At 52.9% G+C, this 17,316-nt stretch carries 13 protein-coding genes and 1 pseudogene; 5 read left to right on the top strand and 9 right to left on the bottom strand.

Translation table 11 applies throughout. The annotated features are described in order from the left end of the window. Positions 1-38: 38 nt before the first annotated feature. The 4 genes from prpE to prpB form a co-directional block, all read right to left on the bottom strand. Positions 39-1,925: a propionate--CoA ligase gene (gene prpE, locus OGV38_RS15520; RefSeq protein WP_286473902.1), complete on the bottom strand. Its 1,887-nt coding sequence runs from the start codon at positions 1,923-1,925 to the stop codon at positions 39-41. A gap of 39 nt (positions 1,926-1,964) precedes the next feature. Next, the gene (locus OGV38_RS15515; RefSeq protein WP_269518777.1) at positions 1,965-3,416 is read right to left on the bottom strand and encodes a bifunctional 2-methylcitrate dehydratase/aconitate hydratase; all 1,452 of its coding nucleotides are present in this window, start codon (positions 3,414-3,416) and stop codon (positions 1,965-1,967) included. A gap of 38 nt (positions 3,417-3,454) precedes the next feature. Further along, entirely contained in the window at positions 3,455-4,624 is a 1,170-nt protein-coding gene (gene prpC / locus OGV38_RS15510) for a bifunctional 2-methylcitrate synthase/citrate synthase (RefSeq protein ID WP_016151947.1), read from the bottom strand. 64 nt (positions 4,625-4,688) lie between these two features. Continuing rightward, positions 4,689-5,570 carry a methylisocitrate lyase gene (prpB, locus tag OGV38_RS15505; RefSeq protein ID WP_016155797.1) on the bottom strand — a complete coding sequence of 294 codons (882 nt, stop codon included), beginning with the start codon at positions 5,568-5,570 and terminating at the stop codon, positions 4,689-4,691. 252 nt (positions 5,571-5,822) lie between these two features. Between prpB and prpR the strand changes: the two genes are divergently transcribed. Further along, positions 5,823-7,433, top strand: coding sequence for a propionate catabolism operon regulatory protein PrpR (gene prpR / locus OGV38_RS15500; RefSeq protein ID WP_046275626.1), 1,611 nt, complete (start codon positions 5,823-5,825; stop codon positions 7,431-7,433). A gap of 32 nt (positions 7,434-7,465) precedes the next feature. Here the strand turns inward: prpR and yahO are convergent, their stop codons facing one another. Next, positions 7,466-7,741, bottom strand: coding sequence for a DUF1471 family periplasmic protein YahO (gene yahO / locus OGV38_RS15495; protein ID WP_016151944.1), 276 nt, complete (start codon positions 7,739-7,741; stop codon positions 7,466-7,468). Between the two features lie 273 nt (positions 7,742-8,014). On the opposite strand from yahO, the gene OGV38_RS15490 reads away from it, so the two are divergent. The 4 genes from OGV38_RS15490 to OGV38_RS15475 all read left to right on the top strand — a co-directional run bounded on the left by OGV38_RS15490 (position 8,015) and on the right by OGV38_RS15475 (position 12,122). Beyond that, positions 8,015-8,647, top strand: a complete 633-nt coding sequence (locus OGV38_RS15490; protein WP_016151943.1) for a LysE family transporter — start codon at positions 8,015-8,017, stop codon at positions 8,645-8,647. Positions 8,648-8,726: 79 nt separating this feature from the next. After that, positions 8,727-10,115, top strand: coding sequence for a diguanylate cyclase (locus OGV38_RS15485; RefSeq protein WP_286473897.1), 1,389 nt, complete (start codon positions 8,727-8,729; stop codon positions 10,113-10,115). 219 nt (positions 10,116-10,334) lie between these two features. Beyond that, positions 10,335-11,429 carry a 4Fe-4S binding protein gene (locus tag OGV38_RS15480; RefSeq protein WP_047499123.1) on the top strand — a complete coding sequence of 365 codons (1,095 nt, stop codon included), beginning with the start codon at positions 10,335-10,337 and terminating at the stop codon, positions 11,427-11,429. A gap of 183 nt (positions 11,430-11,612) precedes the next feature. After that, entirely contained in the window at positions 11,613-12,122 is a 510-nt protein-coding gene (locus OGV38_RS15475; protein ID WP_223307927.1) for a hypothetical protein, read from the top strand. Between the two features lie 106 nt (positions 12,123-12,228). Here the strand turns inward: OGV38_RS15475 and foxA are convergent, their stop codons facing one another. The 4 genes and pseudogenes from foxA to OGV38_RS25135 form a co-directional block, all read right to left on the bottom strand. Further along, complete coding sequence (foxA, locus tag OGV38_RS15470; protein WP_269518785.1) at positions 12,229-14,337, bottom strand: ferrioxamine B receptor FoxA; 2,109 nt, start codon at positions 14,335-14,337, stop codon at positions 12,229-12,231. Between the two features lie 121 nt (positions 14,338-14,458). Continuing rightward, complete coding sequence (locus OGV38_RS15465; protein WP_032931274.1) at positions 14,459-15,442, bottom strand: helix-turn-helix transcriptional regulator; 984 nt, start codon at positions 15,440-15,442, stop codon at positions 14,459-14,461. A 286-nt stretch (positions 15,443-15,728) separates the two neighbouring features. Beyond that, a complete protein-coding gene (locus tag OGV38_RS25140; protein WP_436968436.1) occupies positions 15,729-16,463 on the bottom strand; it encodes a methyl-accepting chemotaxis protein in 735 nt (244 codons plus the stop codon). A 57-nt stretch (positions 16,464-16,520) separates the two neighbouring features. Beyond that, positions 16,521-17,285 (bottom strand): annotated as a pseudogene (locus tag OGV38_RS25135) (HAMP domain-containing protein); the annotation flags it as partial. Positions 17,286-17,316: the final 31 nt, after the last annotated feature.

Here is a 17,316-nt window from a genome sequence, read left to right as displayed (position 1 = left end):
GGCCCGGTAAGCATTGCGCCACCGGGCATCACACGACGTTACTCCTCGATCACCTGACGGATTTGCTGCAACGATGCGGGATCGTCAATGGTCGTCAGATCGCCAGGATCGCGGCCTTCGCAGATCGCCTGAATCGTCCGTCTGAGCATTTTGCCGGAGCGTGTTTTCGGCAGTTGCGACACAAACCAGACGTGCGCCGGACGACCAAAATTACCAATTTGACTGTCCACCAGCGCCATAATCGCCTTCTCTTCCGAATGGGCAATGTCGCTGCCTTCCAGACTGTCGCTCTGTTTTGGAATAACAAACGCGACCGCCACCTGACCTTTCAGCGCATCCTTCACACCGACCACCGCCACTTCGGCGACGTTTGGATAGCTGGAAATACTCTCCTCTATCTCGCGCGTCCCCAGCCGGTGTCCGGCCACGTTGATCACGTCATCCGTACGGCCAAGAATGAAGTAATAGCCATCGGCATCGCGAATGCCCCAGTCAAAGGTGGCGTACACCTGGCGGGAAAACAGCGACCAGTAGGTATTCACAAACCGCGCGTCATCCCCCCAGATAGTCTGAATACAGCCCGGCGGCAGCGGCCCTTCAATCACCAGCATCCCCTTCTCGTTCGCCGCACAAGGTTCACCGGTCACCTCATTGAGCAACTGCACGTTATAGCCGTACATCGGCACGCCAGGACTGCCCAGCCGCGACGGTCGGTCGTCCAGCCCGCGGGCGATAGCCATAATCGGCCAGCCGGATTCAGTCTGCCAGTAGTTGTCGATAACCGGGACGCCCAGCGTTTCCGTTACCCAACTGGCGGTCGGTTCATCCAGCGGCTCACCCGCCAGATACAGCACCTCCAGCGAGGAGAGATCGTGATTGCGGATTTGCGCGGTCGGGAATTTTTTCAGCACGCGGATGGCGGTCGGGGCAGAGAACATCCGGCTGACCTGATACTTCTCAACAATTTTCCACCATACGCCGCAGTCCGGATACGTTGGCAGCCCTTCGTAAACCACCGTCGCCATCCCCGCCAGCAGCGGGGCATACACGATATAGGAATGCCCAACCACCCAGCCGATATCCGACGCGCAGAAGAACACGCCGCCCGCTTTGCCGCCGAAAATGGTGTCCATCGAGGTCGCCAGCGCGACCGCATAGCCACCAACGTCGCGCTGAACGCCTTTCGGTTTACCGGTTGTCCCGGAGGTGTAGAGAATGCAGGACGTTTCATTCGATTCCAGCCAGACAACCGGCACCCGTGCGCCGAGATGCTGTTGGCGTAGCGCGGCAAAGTCGAGGTCACGCCCCTCCACCCGCGCCATTTTCGCCAGACCGCGGTCGACCAGCACCACATGACGCGGCTGATGCTGAGCCTGATCGATCGCATCATCGAGTAGCTTTTTATAGGGCAGGATCTTGCCGCCGCGCGCCCCGGCATCCGCCGAAACGATAACCACCGGTCGGGCGTCATCGATGCGCGCCGCCACGCTGTGCGAAGCAAAACCACCGAACACCACCGAATGGATCGCCCCAATGCGTGCGCAGGCCAGCAGCGTAATGTGCGCTTCGGCGATCATCGGCATATAAACCAGTACCCGATCCCCGCGCTGTACGCCGAGCGACAACAGCATCGCTGCCACAACATTCACTTCGTCATACAGCTGACGAAAGGTAAACGTGCGTTCTTCTTCGGTTTCTGATGACACCGCAATCAGCGCCAGCGCCTCGGGCTGTTTCTCCAGCCAGCGGTCGATGGCGTTATGGCACAGATTGGTCGTCCCGCCGCAAAACCAGCGGGCAAACGGCGGATTGCTGTGGTCCAGTACCTGCGTATACGGCTGCTGCCAGTCAATACGCTGGGCCTGCTCGGCCCAGAACGACTCCGGCTGCGTAACAGAACGTTGATAAAACTCGCTATAAGACATAATGCTCTCCTGTTGAACTTACGCCTGATGAGTCGGGTTTCAGATAACAAACAAATCCATATACTCATTGACCGGCATCTGCTCCAGGCGAGTTCTGTCCAGGGAGACATCCAGAATGCGCTGCTGCTGACGGGTCGGGAACTGACGCGCCAGGTTGATTTTGAACTTCTCGACCAGCTTCGGCATCCCGTCGTTACGACGGCGCGCGTGGCCGATTGGGTACTCCACCACCACTTCTTCAAAACGTGAGCCGTCGGTGAATTCCAGGGTGATGGCATTCGCGATGGCGCGTTTTTCTGGATCGTGGTAATCGGCTGTAAAGGCCGGATCTTCAAAGCAGTTGATCTTCTCGCGCAGGGCATCAATGCGTTTGTCCTGCGCCACGCCGTCTTCGTAATCTGCCGCGGTTAAGCGCCCGAACAGCAGCGGAATAGCGACCATATACTGGATGCAGTGATCGCGATCCGCCGGGTTATTCAGCGGGCCTTTTTTATCGATGATGCGGATACAGGCTTCGTGCGTACGAATGGTCACTTTTTCGATATCCGCCGCCGTTTTCCCTGCAGCCTGTAGCTGCTCGTACAGCGTCATCGCCGCCTCTACCGCAGTCTGCGAGTGGAACTCGGCCGGGAAGGAGATTTTAAACAGCACGTTTTCCATCACATAAGAGCCGTACAGGCGCTGGAAGCGGAACGATTCGCCTTTGAAAGAGACGTCATAAAAGCCCCAGGTTTTCGCCGTCAGCGCAGACGGATACCCCATCTCACCAGTTTTCGCCATCAGCGCCAGACGTACCGCGCGCGAGGTTGCATCGCCAGCTGCCCAGGATTTACGCGTGCCGGTATTTGGCGCATGGCGATAGGTACGCAGCGACTGCCCGTCAACCCACGCCAGCGACACGGCGTTGAGGATTTCATCCCGGTTCAGGCCAAGCATCTCGGCGACCACCGCTGTGGAGGCCACTTTGACCAGCAGGACGTGATCGAGACCGACGCGGTTAAAAGAGTTTTCCAGCGCGATGCAGCCCTGAATTTCATGGGCTTTAATCATTCCGGTGAGCACTTTTTTCATGGTTAACGGCGCTTTCCCCACCGCTACCGCATTGCGTGATAGCCAGTCAGCCGTAGCCAGAATGCCGCCGAGGTTATCGGAAGGATGCCCCCATTCCGCGGCCAGCCAGGTGTCGTTAAAGTCCAGCCAGCGGATCATCGCGCCGATGTTAAACGCCGCCTGCACCGGGTCGAGCTGGAACTGGGTGCCCGGAACGCGCACGCCGTTCGGCACCACAGTCCCTGGGACTACCGGCCCCAGCAGTTTTTTACAGGCCGGATATTCCAGCGCTTCCAGGCCGCAGCCTAAGGTATCAAGCAGGCAATAATGCGCGGTGTCATACGCTACCGTCGAAGTGATCTCGTAATTCATGACGTAATCAACGATATCAACGATTTCACGGTCAAATTCCGGGCGGACGTTCGAAATATGTGCAGACATGACAAGGGTTCCTGTTTTTTATATTTAGAGGTTTTGCATTAGCAACGCTGATCTATCGCGACAAAGACACGATCTTCCGGGCCGGTGTAATTGGCGGAAGGACGGATAATTTTGTTGTCCTGGCGCTGTTCAATGATGTGCGCCGCCCAGCCGGTGACGCGGGCGATGACAAACAGCGGTGTGAACATTTCAGTCGGGACGCCCATCATGTTGTAGGAGACTGCCGAGAACCAGTCGAGGTTGGGGAACATCTTTTTCGTTTCCCACATCACGTCTTCCAGACGGTCGGCGATGTTGTACATTTTCAGCGAACCGCCTTCCTGAGAAAGCTGTTTCGCCACGCGCTTTATCACCTGATGGCGCGGGTCGGCGATGGTGTAAACCGGATGACCAAAGCCAATCACCACTTCTTTGTTTTCAACGCGTTTACGGATATCCGCTTCCGCTTCGTCTGGCGTTTCGTAGCGCTGTTGGATCTCCAGCGATACTTCATTCGCCCCGCCGTGTTTCGGACCACGCAATGCGCCAATCGCGCCGATAATCGCGGAATACATATCGGATCCGGTCCCTGCAATCACGCGGCTGGTGAAGGTGGAGGCGTTGAATTCGTGTTCGGCGTACAGCACCAGCGAAATATGCATCGCTTTTTCCCAGCTTCGCGACGGCTTTTCGCCATGCAGCAGATGCAGGAAGTGTCCACCAATGGAATCATCGTCAGTTTCCGGCTGAATACGCTCGCCGTTATGGCTGTAGTGATACCAGTACAGGAGAATAGAACTGAGCGATGCCAGCAGCTTGTCGGCAATATCGCGTGCACCGGAGACGGTGTGCCCTTCTTTTTCCGGCAACGTACAGCCCAGCGCGGAGACGCCGGTGCGCATCACGTCCATCGGGTGCGAGGCAGCAGGCAGCGCTTCCAGAACGGTACGCACGTTTGCGGGCAGTCCGCGCAGCGCTTTTAATTTGCTTTTATAGGCGGTGAGCTCATCACGGGTGGGCAATTTCCCGTGGATCAGCAGGTGCGCGACTTCTTCAAATTCGCACTGCTGCGCCAGGTCGAGAATATCGTAGCCGCGATAGTGCAGGTCGTTACCGCTTTTGCCAACGGTACACAGCGCGGTATTTCCGGCGGCGACGCCTGACAGCGCAACCGATTTTTTAGGTTTAATGACATGGGTACTATTTTGCAGGATCGTTGTGTCGCTCATGTTGTCCTCGTCATTTTTATAATATGTAGGGTACAAATTTATTGCCGGATGGCGGCTACGACGGTTACTTCTTGGTATACAACGCGTCGAGTTTCTCTTCGAACTGGTAGTAATTGATGCTTTCGTACAGCTCGTTGCGCGTCTGCATAATGTCGATAACGCTCTTTTGCGTTCCTTCCTGGCGCAGCACGTTGTAAACCTTTTCCGCAGCGCGGTTCATGGCGCGGAAGGCCGAGAGTGGATACAGCGCCATCGCGACGTTCGCGCTGCGCAGTTCATCAGTGGTGAACAGTGGCGTAGCACCAAATTCGGTAATGTTGGCGAGGATCGGCACCTGTACCGCATCGGCAAACTGACGGTACATGGCAAGCTCGGTAATGGCTTCCGGGAACAACATATCCGCGCCTGCTTCGACGTACGCCTGGGCACGTTCGATGGCGGCCTCTAACCCTTCCACCGCCAAGGCATCGGTTCGCGCCATGATCACAAAGTTGGGATCGGTACGCGCATCCACGGCGGCGCGGATCCTGTCGACCATCTCTTCTTTCGAGACGATCGCCTTGTTCGGGCGATGACCGCAGCGTTTGGCGCCGATCTGATCTTCAATATGCAGCGCGGCGGCACCGGCTTTGGAAATCGACTTCACGGTCCGCGCCACGTTGAAAGCTGACGATCCAAAACCGATATCCGCATCCACCAGCAATGGCAGCGGGCAAACATCAGTAATACGGCGAATATCGGTTAGCACATCATCAAGGGTAGAAATACCAAGATCCGGCAGACCCAGCGAACCCGCCGCGACGCCGCCGCCGGAGAGATAAATCGCCTGATATCCGGCGCGTTGGGCCAGCAGAGCGTGGTTGGCGTTGATGGTGCCAACGATTTGTAATGGGTTTTCTTTGCTGAGCGCGGCGCGAAACGCCTGCCCTGGGGAGTGTAGAGACATATCCCGTCCTTTTGTTATCAACTTGTTATCATTCGTTGATTTATTTAAAGCAAGGGGTATGCCAAAGACCTTAATTTTTAATTAATTTATATATTTACCTTTAAAAACAATATATTAAATTAAATCCTTGTATCTTTGTTGCACAAAAGCGTGTCAGCTATCGTTTCATGAAACGTTCCTTCACGTTTCATTGCAACATTCATGAAACACAACTAAACCCTAATACTCGGTGCCTTACTTTTTAGGATGGTTATGGCTGATACGCATCTTCCGCCGCGGGTGAACGACGACAAACCGGTTATCTGGACCGTTTCGGTCACGCGCCTGTTCGAACTGTTTCGCGACATCAGCCTGGAGTTCGACCATCTGGCAACTATCACCCCTATTCAGCTTGGTTTTGAAAAAGCGGTGACGTATATCCGCAAGAAGTTAGCCACCGAGCGTTGTGATGCCATCATTGCCGCGGGTTCCAACGGGGCGTATCTGAAAAGCCGTTTATCGATTCCGGTGATCCTGATTAAACCCAGCGGGTTTGACGTGCTACAGGCGCTGGCCAAAGCGGGAAAGCTCACCTCGTCGATTGGCGTCATTACCTATCAGGAAACCCTCCCCGCGCTGCTCGCTTTTCAAAAAACCTTCAATTTGCAGCTTGAACAGCGCAGCTATATCACGGAAGAAGATGCCCGTGGGCAAATCAACGAGCTGAAAGCCAGCGGCACGCAGGCGGTCGTGGGCGCGGGGTTGATTACCGACCTGGCTGAAGAAGCAGGCATGACCGGCATCTTTATCTATTCGGCGGCCACCGTGCGCCAGGCCTTTGTCGATGCGCTCGATATGACTCGTCTGACGCTGCGCAGAAACGGTCCGTACGTTTCCGGCGATACGCTGCGCACCCGCTATGCATTGGGGGATATGCGCGGGCACTCGGCACAGATGGAACAGGTGCGGCACACCATTATGCTTTATGCCCGTTCGCGTGCACCGGTGCTGATTCAGGGCGAAACCGGCACGGGCAAAGAGCTGGCGGCGCAGGCAATTCATCGTGAGTTTTTCACCCGTCAGGAGAATCGGCGCGGTAAACCTTCGCCGCCGTTTGTTGCCGTCAACTGCGGGGCAATCACCGAATCATTACTGGAAGCGGAACTGTTCGGCTATGAGGATGGCGCCTTTACCGGCTCCCGTCGGGGAGGACGCGCGGGCCTGTTTGAAATCGCCCACGGCGGAACGCTGTTTCTTGATGAGATAGGCGAAATGCCGCTGCCGTTACAAACCCGACTGCTGCGCGTGCTGGAAGAAAAAGAGGTCACCCGGGTCGGTGGACATCAGCCGATTCCGGTCGATGTACGAGTGATTAGCGCCACCCACTGTCATCTGGAGCAGGAGATAAAACAGGGAGAATTTCGCACCGATCTGTTTTATCGCCTGAGTATTTTACGCCTCACGCTACCGCCGCTACGCGAGCGATTGCCCGATATCCTGCCGCTGGCGGAAGGCTTTTTAAAACAGTCACTGGCGGAACTGGAGGTGCCGTTTTCTGAACCTGTGCGCAAGGGGCTGGGTCTGAGTCAACCGACGTTACTGAATTATGGCTGGCCAGGGAATATCCGTGAACTGCGTAATATGATGGAGCGCCTGGCGCTGTTTTTAAGCGTCGAGCCGCAGCCGGAGCTGAACGTACAATTCCTGCAGCAGCTGTTACCGGAACTGGCCGTTGCTGCTGACGCGCCGCAGGTATCCTCATCGCTGACGCCGCAGCAGGTGCTGGCGCAATTCAATGGCGATAAAACCGCGGCTGCACGATATCTCGGGGTAAGCCGAACCACCTTCTGGCGCAGATTAAAAGAAAACCCGCCGATACAATGACCGGCGGGTATCGTGATTTTTACAGTAGCGTATTATTTTTTCTTGTAGATATTGGCTGTGCCATGGATTTTATTATCCGTTTGACCGGAGGTTAATACCACCACATCGGCCCCTTTCTCTTCTGCTTTCTTCAGCAGCTCTTCTTTAGCGTCTGAGACAGAAACTTCATTACTCGTTGAGATATCACCGATTTTTGTGTACTGCGATTCAACCTTTTCAAATTCAAGTTTTGTCATAAATTCCGCGGCATATGCGTTGGTCACGACAAAAGCTAATGCACCAATAAGTACTTTAATTCCAGTTTTCATAGACCAGCTCCAGGTTTTGTTATTACGCCATCATCGATCCCTGAACATTACATAACGCGATTCAAGGATGATTAATAACTAGTCCAGCCTGGATAAAAAATCCACATTCAGCAGGAATATATAGAGATTTTGCGGCGCAGAAAAAACCGGTCACCGGGTAGCAGCGCGTCAACCTGTTCAAAGTTTCAATAGCCAGTGTGAGTTGATCCTCAGAACAGGCAGCGCACTGAAATTATAGTGTTAACTTTATGAGAATCTGAGGAATTGTTGTCTATGGAACCTCTGCACGCCGTCGTACTCACCGTCAGCCTGTTTGTTTTAACTTTTTTTAACCCCGGCGCGAACCTGTTTGTGGTGGTGCAAACCAGCCTGGCGTCAGGGCGACGCGCGGGCGTGATAACCGGTCTGGGCGTCGCCTTAGGCGATGCGTTCTACTCCGGCCTCGGGCTCTTTGGCATGGCGACGCTTATCACTCAGTGTGAGGAGATTTTTTCGTTGATTAAGATTGTCGGCGGCGCCTATCTGCTGTGGTTCGCCTGGAACAGCATCCGGCATCAGGCGACACCGCAAATGCCAACGCTACAGCAGCCGCTTTCCGCCCCCTGGTATGTGTTTTTCCGCCGTGGGTTATTAACGGATTTATCTAATCCGCAAACCGTGCTGTTTTTTATTAGTATCTTCTCGGTCACCTTAAGCGCAGACACGCCAACGTGGGCCAGGTTGATGGCCTGGGCCGGCATTGTGTTGTCTTCCGTTATCTGGCGTATTTTTCTCAGCCAGGCGTTTTCGTTGCCCGCCGTGCGCCGTGCGTATGGCCGAATCCAACGGGTTGCCAGCCGGGTGATTGGCGCCATTATTGGTGTCTTCGCGCTCAGGCTTATTTATGAAGGTATTAGTCATCGATAAGAGAGTTTAACTTGACCATCGTGAGGTAATTGTCCGTAATACCGCCTGAATTTTTAATCGCACGTTGAGTGGCAGTAAGATGGAACAGGTTGAACCGGTAAACGACACATTACTCCTTACAGAATGGCAGGCGCTGTTACGTCAAACATCGCCTGAAGTTCACACACTCCTGACATCGTTAAGCGATGAAGAGATCCGCCATTTAGTAACCGTTTTTTATGACTATATGCTCTCCCATGCGGAGAGCGCATTGTTCCTCAATACAGAACAGGTCAGTACCCGCCTCAGCGGCAGCATGTTTGACTGGCTGCGCAGCGTACTTGGCAGCGCCCACGAAGATCTCTCACAACTGCTGGCCAAACAGCGCAAAATTGGTGTGGTGCATGCCCGTATCGGCCTGCCCATCGATCTGGTTAACCGCGGCGCGCGCAAGCTGAAAGATGAGCTGTACAGGGTGTTAAAAACAAAGGTGGATTCCACTCCCGCCCTGCTGAGCGATGCTATCTGTTTCAGCAGTCTGGCAATGGATACTGCGCTGGAGGCCATGACGGTCTCCTATTCCCCCAGTTTTCAAAACTCTATGCACACGCAGGAGCAGTACCGTCTACAGACTATTTACGATGACGTTAACGTCGAGCGCGAGCGGCAAATCCGTTCGTTTACCGACTGGGAAAACCAGTTTATCTATAACATCGCCACCGGAATGCCTTTCGGTGAGATGGTGTTTCTGGCGAATTCTGACTTCGGTATGTGGTTATCACATAAGGGAAAACATATCCTCGGCAACAGCAATCTGCTGAATAAGATGGAATCACTGATTGCAGAGATCGACAGTCGTCTGACAACAACCCTGTCGCATCAGCATCAGCCGACAGAACCCGAGCGGATGAGCTTATTGCAGGATGTACGCCAGCTATCGGCAAAAATCCATTTCCTGCTCGCCTCAATGTTCGACGCGCTGGTTAAGCAGGAAAATGGTAAAGATTCGCTGACCCAGTTGCTTAATCGCCGCTTTATTCCGACCATCATGCGGCGCGAGATCTCGCTGGCGTTACATACGCGTAAGCCTTTTACCCTGGCGATGCTGGATATCGACTACTTCAAGCAAATTAACGATAACTTCGGGCATAATACTGGCGATCTGACGCTCAAAAACGTCGCGGCGGTCATTTACGATCATATCCGCAGCAGCGATTACGTATTCCGCTACGGTGGCGAAGAATTTATGATTCTGCTCGTCGAGTCAGATGAAACACAGGCCAGTATTATTCTGGAAACGCTGCGTATGAAAATTGCCGAGATGCGCATGGCAGCCTCAGCGACAGAAACGTTTTCTATTACCGTCAGTATTGGTATTGCCGAATATGACTATCATCCCGACTATAAACAGTTGGTTGATAAAGCCGATCGCGCACTTTATCTGGCGAAAAGTAATGGCCGCGACCGCGTTGAGGTTTATCAGGAATAATCGTTGCCCTGCAGAGAAATAAATACCCCGTTCAGGGTATTTATCTGACCTGTGATAAATATCGGGCTGTTATTATTTTTCAGGCATATTGGCATGAAGAAAATAACAGCCGCGTAATAAGATGCAAATCAAATACACCAAATCTGAATAGCGCTAGCATATCCCGGTGATGACGCCTTCTGAATGCAGAAGGGGAAATATGAGGGATACTATAAAACCATGAACGGGAAGATGAGAACGCGCTGGCAGCGCCGCCCAGGCACGACCGGGGGCAAACTGCCGTGGAATGACTGGCGCAACGCCAGCAGCTGGCGAAAAGCCACCCAGTTTCTCCTGCTGGCTATCAATATTTATATTGGCGTGGCGTTCTGGTATTGGGTCCGCTATTTCGAAACCGCCGGCACCAGCGTTTATATTCCAAGGCCCGGCGGTATTGAGGGATGGCTGCCGATAGCGGGTTTGATGAATTTCCGCTATACGCTAGAGACCGGTTTTCTTCCGCCCATCCATGCCGCCTCTATGCTGCTGTTAGTTGCGTTTATCCTGATTAGCCTGTTGTTAAAAAAAGCTTTCTGTTCATGGTTATGCCCAGTGGGGACGCTTTCCGAACTGCTCGGTAATCTGGGGAGAAAATTATTCGGTCGTAACTTTACGCTACCGCGCTGGCTGGATATCCCGCTGCTCAGCCTGAAGTATCTGCTGCTGGGGTTTTTCTTGTATATCGCCCTGTCGATGCCCGCCCAGGGGATTCAGTACTTTCTGACGTCAGCCTATGGAATCATCATCGATGTGAAGATGCTCGATTTCTTTCGCCATATTGGCTCCGCCACGCTCATCTCCGTGGTGGTTATCAGTCTCCTGAGCCTGTTTATTCGCAACGCCTGGTGTCGTTATCTTTGTCCTTACGGCGCACTGCTTGGTCTGTTCTCGCTGTTCTCGCCGTTTAAAATCCGCCGCAACGCCGACAGTTGCATTGATTGCGGGAAATGCGCGAAAAATTGCCCATCGAAAATCCCGGTCGACAGACTGATTCAGGTGCGTACTGTGGAATGCACTGGCTGCATGACCTGTGTTGAATCCTGCCCGGTGGCTTCAACATTGAGCTTTTCCCTGCAGACACCGCCGGGTGCAAAAGGCAGCGGTAAAGCGTTATGGCGACAAACGGCACTGTCGGGTATTGCCATGACAATACTGGTGCTGGGGATTCTGTTTGCCACCATTGGTTACGCGGTTTATGCCAATGTCTGGGATACGCCGGTACCGGACCACCTGTATTTCCAGTTGATCCCGAAAGCAAAAATGATCGGCCATTAATGCTTTACCAGTATGCTCAAAACCCCTGCCAATTCTGGCAGGGTTTCCTGCCTGTAACGCCATTTTAAGACTATTGCACTTGTGTCATCGTGCCCCCGTTTATACAACCTTAAATATCACCCGTAATCATTTTTTTATTATGTTATGGGCGACTGGGACCACAATAATGAACGGGATAACATCATGACTAAAATAAAACTGGCGCTGCTTTTACCTCTGTTTCTGGCGGGTTGTACGGTAAGCGATGGAGAATTAAGAAACGCTTACGCTCAGCGTTATCAGCAGCCCGCCGCTTATGTCGATATCTATAAACAGAAAATAGCAGGCATGGATATTAATGCGCTGGCCCAATATGCCGCAGCAGAAGATAAGAAAAAAATGCGTGGGCAGCCAAGACTGAAAATCGACGAATTCATTACCATTGAAAATGTGCAGGCGAAAGGAAACCGGGTGGTCTACGATTACTCGCTGTCCGAGAGCTGGCTGGCGCTGTCCGCAGATAAACAGCGTGAAAAGCAGACCAATATGAATAAAGACCTGATCTACCGTACCTGCTCGCTGGAAACGGTACGTCTGGCGCAGGCGAAAGGGTTGGAAGAAGAGCATAACTATTACAGCCAGTACCCAGACAAAGTCGCCTTTACCCTGAGAACCAGCGCGCAGATTTGTATGCAAAACGGTTTTACACAATAACCGCAATCCCCCAGCCTGATGGCGCTGCGCTTATCAGGCCTACAATTTGCACGCATCTGTAGGCTTGATAAGACGCCAGCGCCGCCATCCGGCTAAAAAACGATACTCAGAACTTCCATGAAACGCTGCCGACAATGCTGCGCTCGGCACCGAAGTAGCAGTATGAGAGCGAATTACAAGCTGCAACGTAGCGCTTGTCGGTCAGGTTGTTGACGTTCAACTGAGCGCTCAACCCTTTAATACCGATATTCGTTAAGTCGTAGCCAATTGCCATATCCACCAGCGTGTAGGACGGCAGAGTGTGAGTATTCAGGCGATCGCTGGCAATACCGTTGACATAACGCACGCCTGAGCCCAGCGTCAGGCCATCCAGCGAACCGCTTTTCACATCGTAGCTCAGCCAGGTACTGGCCTGGTTACGCGGCGCGTACACTGCGCGCTTACCCTGCTCTTCCGGGCTGCTTTTCTTATAGCGAATGTCGGTATAGGTATACGCCGCCTGCAGACGGAAGCTCTCCGTCAATTGGCTAATGGCCTCCAGCTCCACCCCTTCAGACTCAATTTCCCCAATCGAGCGGTACGGATCGGTCGGCTCTTCTTTGGTGGCGATATTCGTCTGATTGATACGGAATACCGACGCGCTGAACTGACTGTTGAGTCCTTCCGGCTCATATTTCAGCCCGGCTTCCCACTGCTTGCCTTTCATCGGATCCAGCAAATTGCCGTTCTCATCGGCAAAGCTGGTTGGCGTAAAGGCGGTGGAATAACTCACATACGGCGCAAAGCCGTTATCGAACAAATAGAGCAGCGCAGCACGGGTGCTGAAGTTGTTTTTGTCCAGATCGCTGCGGGTATCGTTGATCTTATCAATGTTAGAAACGCTGACCTGATCGTAGCGACCGCCGAGCGTAATACGCCAGCGATCCCATGACATCTGATCCTGCAAATAGTAGCCTGTCTGGCGCAGCTTGTGCTTCTCACGCGCATACATGTTGATGTAATCAGGCTGCGCGCCGTATACCGGGTTAAAGGCGTCAATCGGCGGGAATGCACCGTAGTAACCGGTGGTATTGTTGCTGCGATCCTGATAGTCGATCCCCACCAGCACACGGTGGTTGACCTGCCAGGTATCAAAGCTGCCGTCGAGTTGGTTATCCAGCGTAATCGCTGACATTTTTTCATCGGAGCCGGAGTAGCCGCGGTTAAGCTCGGTTTCATTCAGCCAGCCCGCCGCATACACCTGATTCAGCTCAACGTCGGTATGCAGGTAGCGCAGTTTTTGCCGCACCGACCAGCCGTTATCAAACAGGTGCTCAACGTTGTAGCCCACCATGTTTTCACGGCGATCGTATTTGTCGTAATCATCCTCGCCTTCGTAAAAGGTGTTGGAGATCTTTTGCCCGTAATGTGGAACCACGGTGCCGTCATACGGCAGACCGGAGTGGCTTCCGCCTTCCGGGTCACGGTGCAGATAAGCCATCAGATCCAGACGCGTCTGGTCGGTGATGCGCCAGGTCAGGCTGGGCATCAGCGCATAACGTTCTTCCTTCAATGGGCCAAACTGCGAGTCCGCGTAACGCGTCATTCCACTCAGTCGTGCCGCCACGCGATCGTTATCATCCAGCGCCCCAGTGACGTCAAACGCCGCGCCGCGCTGGTTATTGTTGCCAGCAAACAGTTTCACTTCTCCGCCGGCATCAAACGACGGCTTACGTGATGTCAGCGCGACAATACCGCCCGGAGAAGAACGGCCATACAGTACGGAAGCCGGGCCGCGTACCACTTCGATATCTTCGAGGAACCACGGATCGACCACCAGCGAGCTGTGTGAGTTGGTGTCCCCCATCATCTTCAGGCCATCGAGATAGACGTTGTCCAGGCTACCATCCGAGAAACCACGCAGCACAATATAGTCAAAGCGGTTGGAGGCACCAATCTGATTGCTGTACACCCCCGGCGTATAGCTTACGGCCTGGCGCACGCTGGTTGCGCCCTGCTCTTCAAACTGTTCACGGGTAATGATCGATACCGACTGAGGCGTTTCAAGATCCGGCGTGGCGAGCTTCGTGGCCCCGCTTTGCATTTGCGAGGTGACAACCACCGTATCGTTTTTTGTTGTTTCCTGCGCCAGCAGTGGAAAAGCCACGCTACCGGTCACCCATCCCACCAATAGCGCCAACCGAGTCTTCGCGAACATGAATATCTCCAAAGGCATGTCTAATTGTAAGTGAGAATTATTACCTTTTTGCTAACGGAGATAGCTATGCAGGATGCCAGGTTGCCTATGCGCAGTGCCAAATTGTCGGGAAGGCACGTGCGAAAAACGTAAAAATGGATTAGCAAAGTTTGAGCACATCGCCAGGCGAAAAGCCGTAACGACGCCGAAATGCGGTAGAGAAGTTGGTAGCATGTTGATAACCCGACATCCAGGCCGCCTGCTGTACGCTGTATCCTTCCAGTAAATAGCCGCGCGCGCGTTCAAGACGGCAATCACGCAGGTAGTCAAAGACGGAACAGCCATAGGCCGCACGGAACTTGCTGCGCAGGCTGCTGGGGCTCATCGCCGCGCGTTGGGCCAGGGCATTGAGGGTGTAGTCATTCTCGGGACTCTGCTCCAGAAGACGACGAACGACCTCCAGCCGCTGCTGTTCACCGCTTGCCGCAAGCCGCTTGCCACTCTCAACCTGACACACGCTGAGGCCATGGCCGAACAGTTGTAATATCAGCCCTTCCAGCATCAGTTGGCGAGAAACATGGCCGATCGTGCTCCGCTGCGCATACTGCAGGCCGCTGAGTAAAAACCCCGGCACCTGCCAGATAAGCGTCGGCGTTTCGCATCTTTCCCACTCACGCATCAACGATTCGAGCAACCCCGTGCGCCACGCGCCGTCGGGATACAGACCGAGCGATAACGTGCGCAGTTTGCAGTCAGCATGATGGCGGGCACGCATCGTCTGATGCTCGCTCAGGCGTGAGCTAAACGCCATCCCGGAACGCACCACATGCTCCTGCCCGTTGAGCGTCAGGATGACGCAGCCTTCCAGAACCACCAGCATATACAGAGGACTGCTGTGGCGGGAGGTGGTTTCGTAGGGTTGTAGCACCTGCACATCAGAGTGCGTGACACACATCCCGCAGGGGAGCGTCATCTCCTCAACCTCCCCCTGCAGAACGGGGCTGCAAGACGACAAATCCGGCTTTTGCGCCAGCAGGGGAAAGCGGTAATCGATCCCGTAACGCTCACCAAAATCCATAAACTCGCTGACGGAGAAGGTGCGGGCTACGCGTCTGGACGTATTCAGGGCGGTGGTGTTGTTCATGCTGTCTTCTGCACAGGAAATGGGATTAACGGTTGATAACTGAAGCAACATTACCATTACCTGTACAACACAACAATAATAATGAGAATTATTATCAACATGACGTATGCGATTTCAAATCGCGTTGGAGAACGTCATTCCCGATATTTTTCTCACGCAGCTCATCAGGCAACATTGACACCTGATGAACTGCGGTCTGTGAGCCGTGTGCAGCTCAACCTTTCTCACTGTCATAAACGGGCACGTCAAACGCACCTCGATACCCGCCGAGTTTGTACTCTATTTATTATGCTGAAGGCTGGTTTTCCTCCACCTGGAACACCGCCACAGCCTGGGATAGCATTGCCGACTGCTCTTCCACACTGCCTGTCGTGGCGGCTATCTCCTCAACCAGCGAGGCGTTTTGCTGAGTCACTTGCTCCATTTGCGTTACCGCAACCCGGATCTGTTCGATGCCGCGACTCTGTTCCCCCGAGGCTCCGGAGATATCTTCCATTAAGACATTAATGTTGCGTATTGCCTTCGCAATATCCGCCATCATGGCGCCACTGTTTTCGGCAATCTCTACCCCTTCCTTAACGCTAATTGCCGCTTTGGCAACCAATTCACTGATTTCTTTCGCCGAGGAGGCGCTGCGCTGAGCAAGCGTTCGAACTTCACTCGCCACAACGGCAAACCCACGCCCGGACTCACCAGCGCGTGCGGCTTCCACCGCCGCGTTTAATGCCAGGATATTGGTTTGAAAAGCAATACTATCAATAACATTGGATATTTCGTTCACGCCTTGCGCATTACGGCTGATCAGGTGAATTTTCTCAACCATATCACTCATTAAACGCTCGCCACGCAATGCCATTTCCGTGCTTTCGCTGGTCATGACGGATGCCTGATGTGACTTATCAGTATTATTTTTTGTTGTGACTGAAATCTGCTCCATACTGGCCGCCGTTTCAACGACTGCCGCAGCCTGCTGTTCCGTTCTGGTTGATAAATCGGAATTACCGGAAGCAATTTCCTGCATACCGATATTAATAGACTCAACGCCATCGCGAATAGTGCTGACAGTCTCCCGCAGGCCTTTTTGCATATTATGCAAATTTAAGCACAGTACGCCGATTTCATTGTTACCCGACACCTTAACAGGATGGCTGAGATCGCCTTTACCAATCCGCGCAAAATGCTCAGAAACGATTTTTAAAGGCTGAATGATGGTCCGGTTCAACCAGAAATTACAGATAAAGAAGATAAGTACCGTAATGACCAGGATCACGGATACTTTCAGGATCGAGGTATTAAACTGAACGTGTGTTTGTGCAACGATCTTCTCACCAATCAGCATTGTTGATTTGTAATAATTCGTCACTTCGTTATCGAAATTTTTGCGAGCCGCGAGCAGTTCCGCATTAGCATTTTCTTGTGCATTAATAATACTGTTGCTGGAAAGCGTCTGATTTAATGTATCAATAGACTTTTGCTCAGCATTCATTTGTTGCTCAAAAGCCGTTCTGATGACTTTACCGATTTGCGGATCGTCAGCCGTCAATCCAGGAATACCCCAGAAAATATCGAACTGTTTTCTGGCATACGCCATCTGCTCTTGCATTTGATTCACTGTCTGTCGGGCATCGGTCGCATTATGTTGTTGAATATTATCACGAACGCTTCTGACTTTATAAACAGCCTCAACGACCTTATGCAGGGTATCCTGCTCCTTAATGATGTTATGTAGTAATAACGTATTTTTTTGATTTCCTTTGAGATCAACTAACTCAAATCCATTGGAAAAGAACTGCATGAAGGTAAATAACAACAGTAATAATAACAGGCTGGTTTTAATTCTCATATTCTTTAACATTTAAACATCTCCATAACAA

Origin of the sequence: Citrobacter sp. Cb080, from assembly GCF_030334745.1 — a bacterium.
In the GTDB taxonomy this organism is placed as follows: Bacteria; Pseudomonadota; Gammaproteobacteria; order Enterobacterales; family Enterobacteriaceae; genus Citrobacter; species Citrobacter braakii.
The sequence above is the reverse complement of the archived record's forward strand: the minus strand, read 5'-3'. Positions and strand labels throughout refer to the sequence as shown.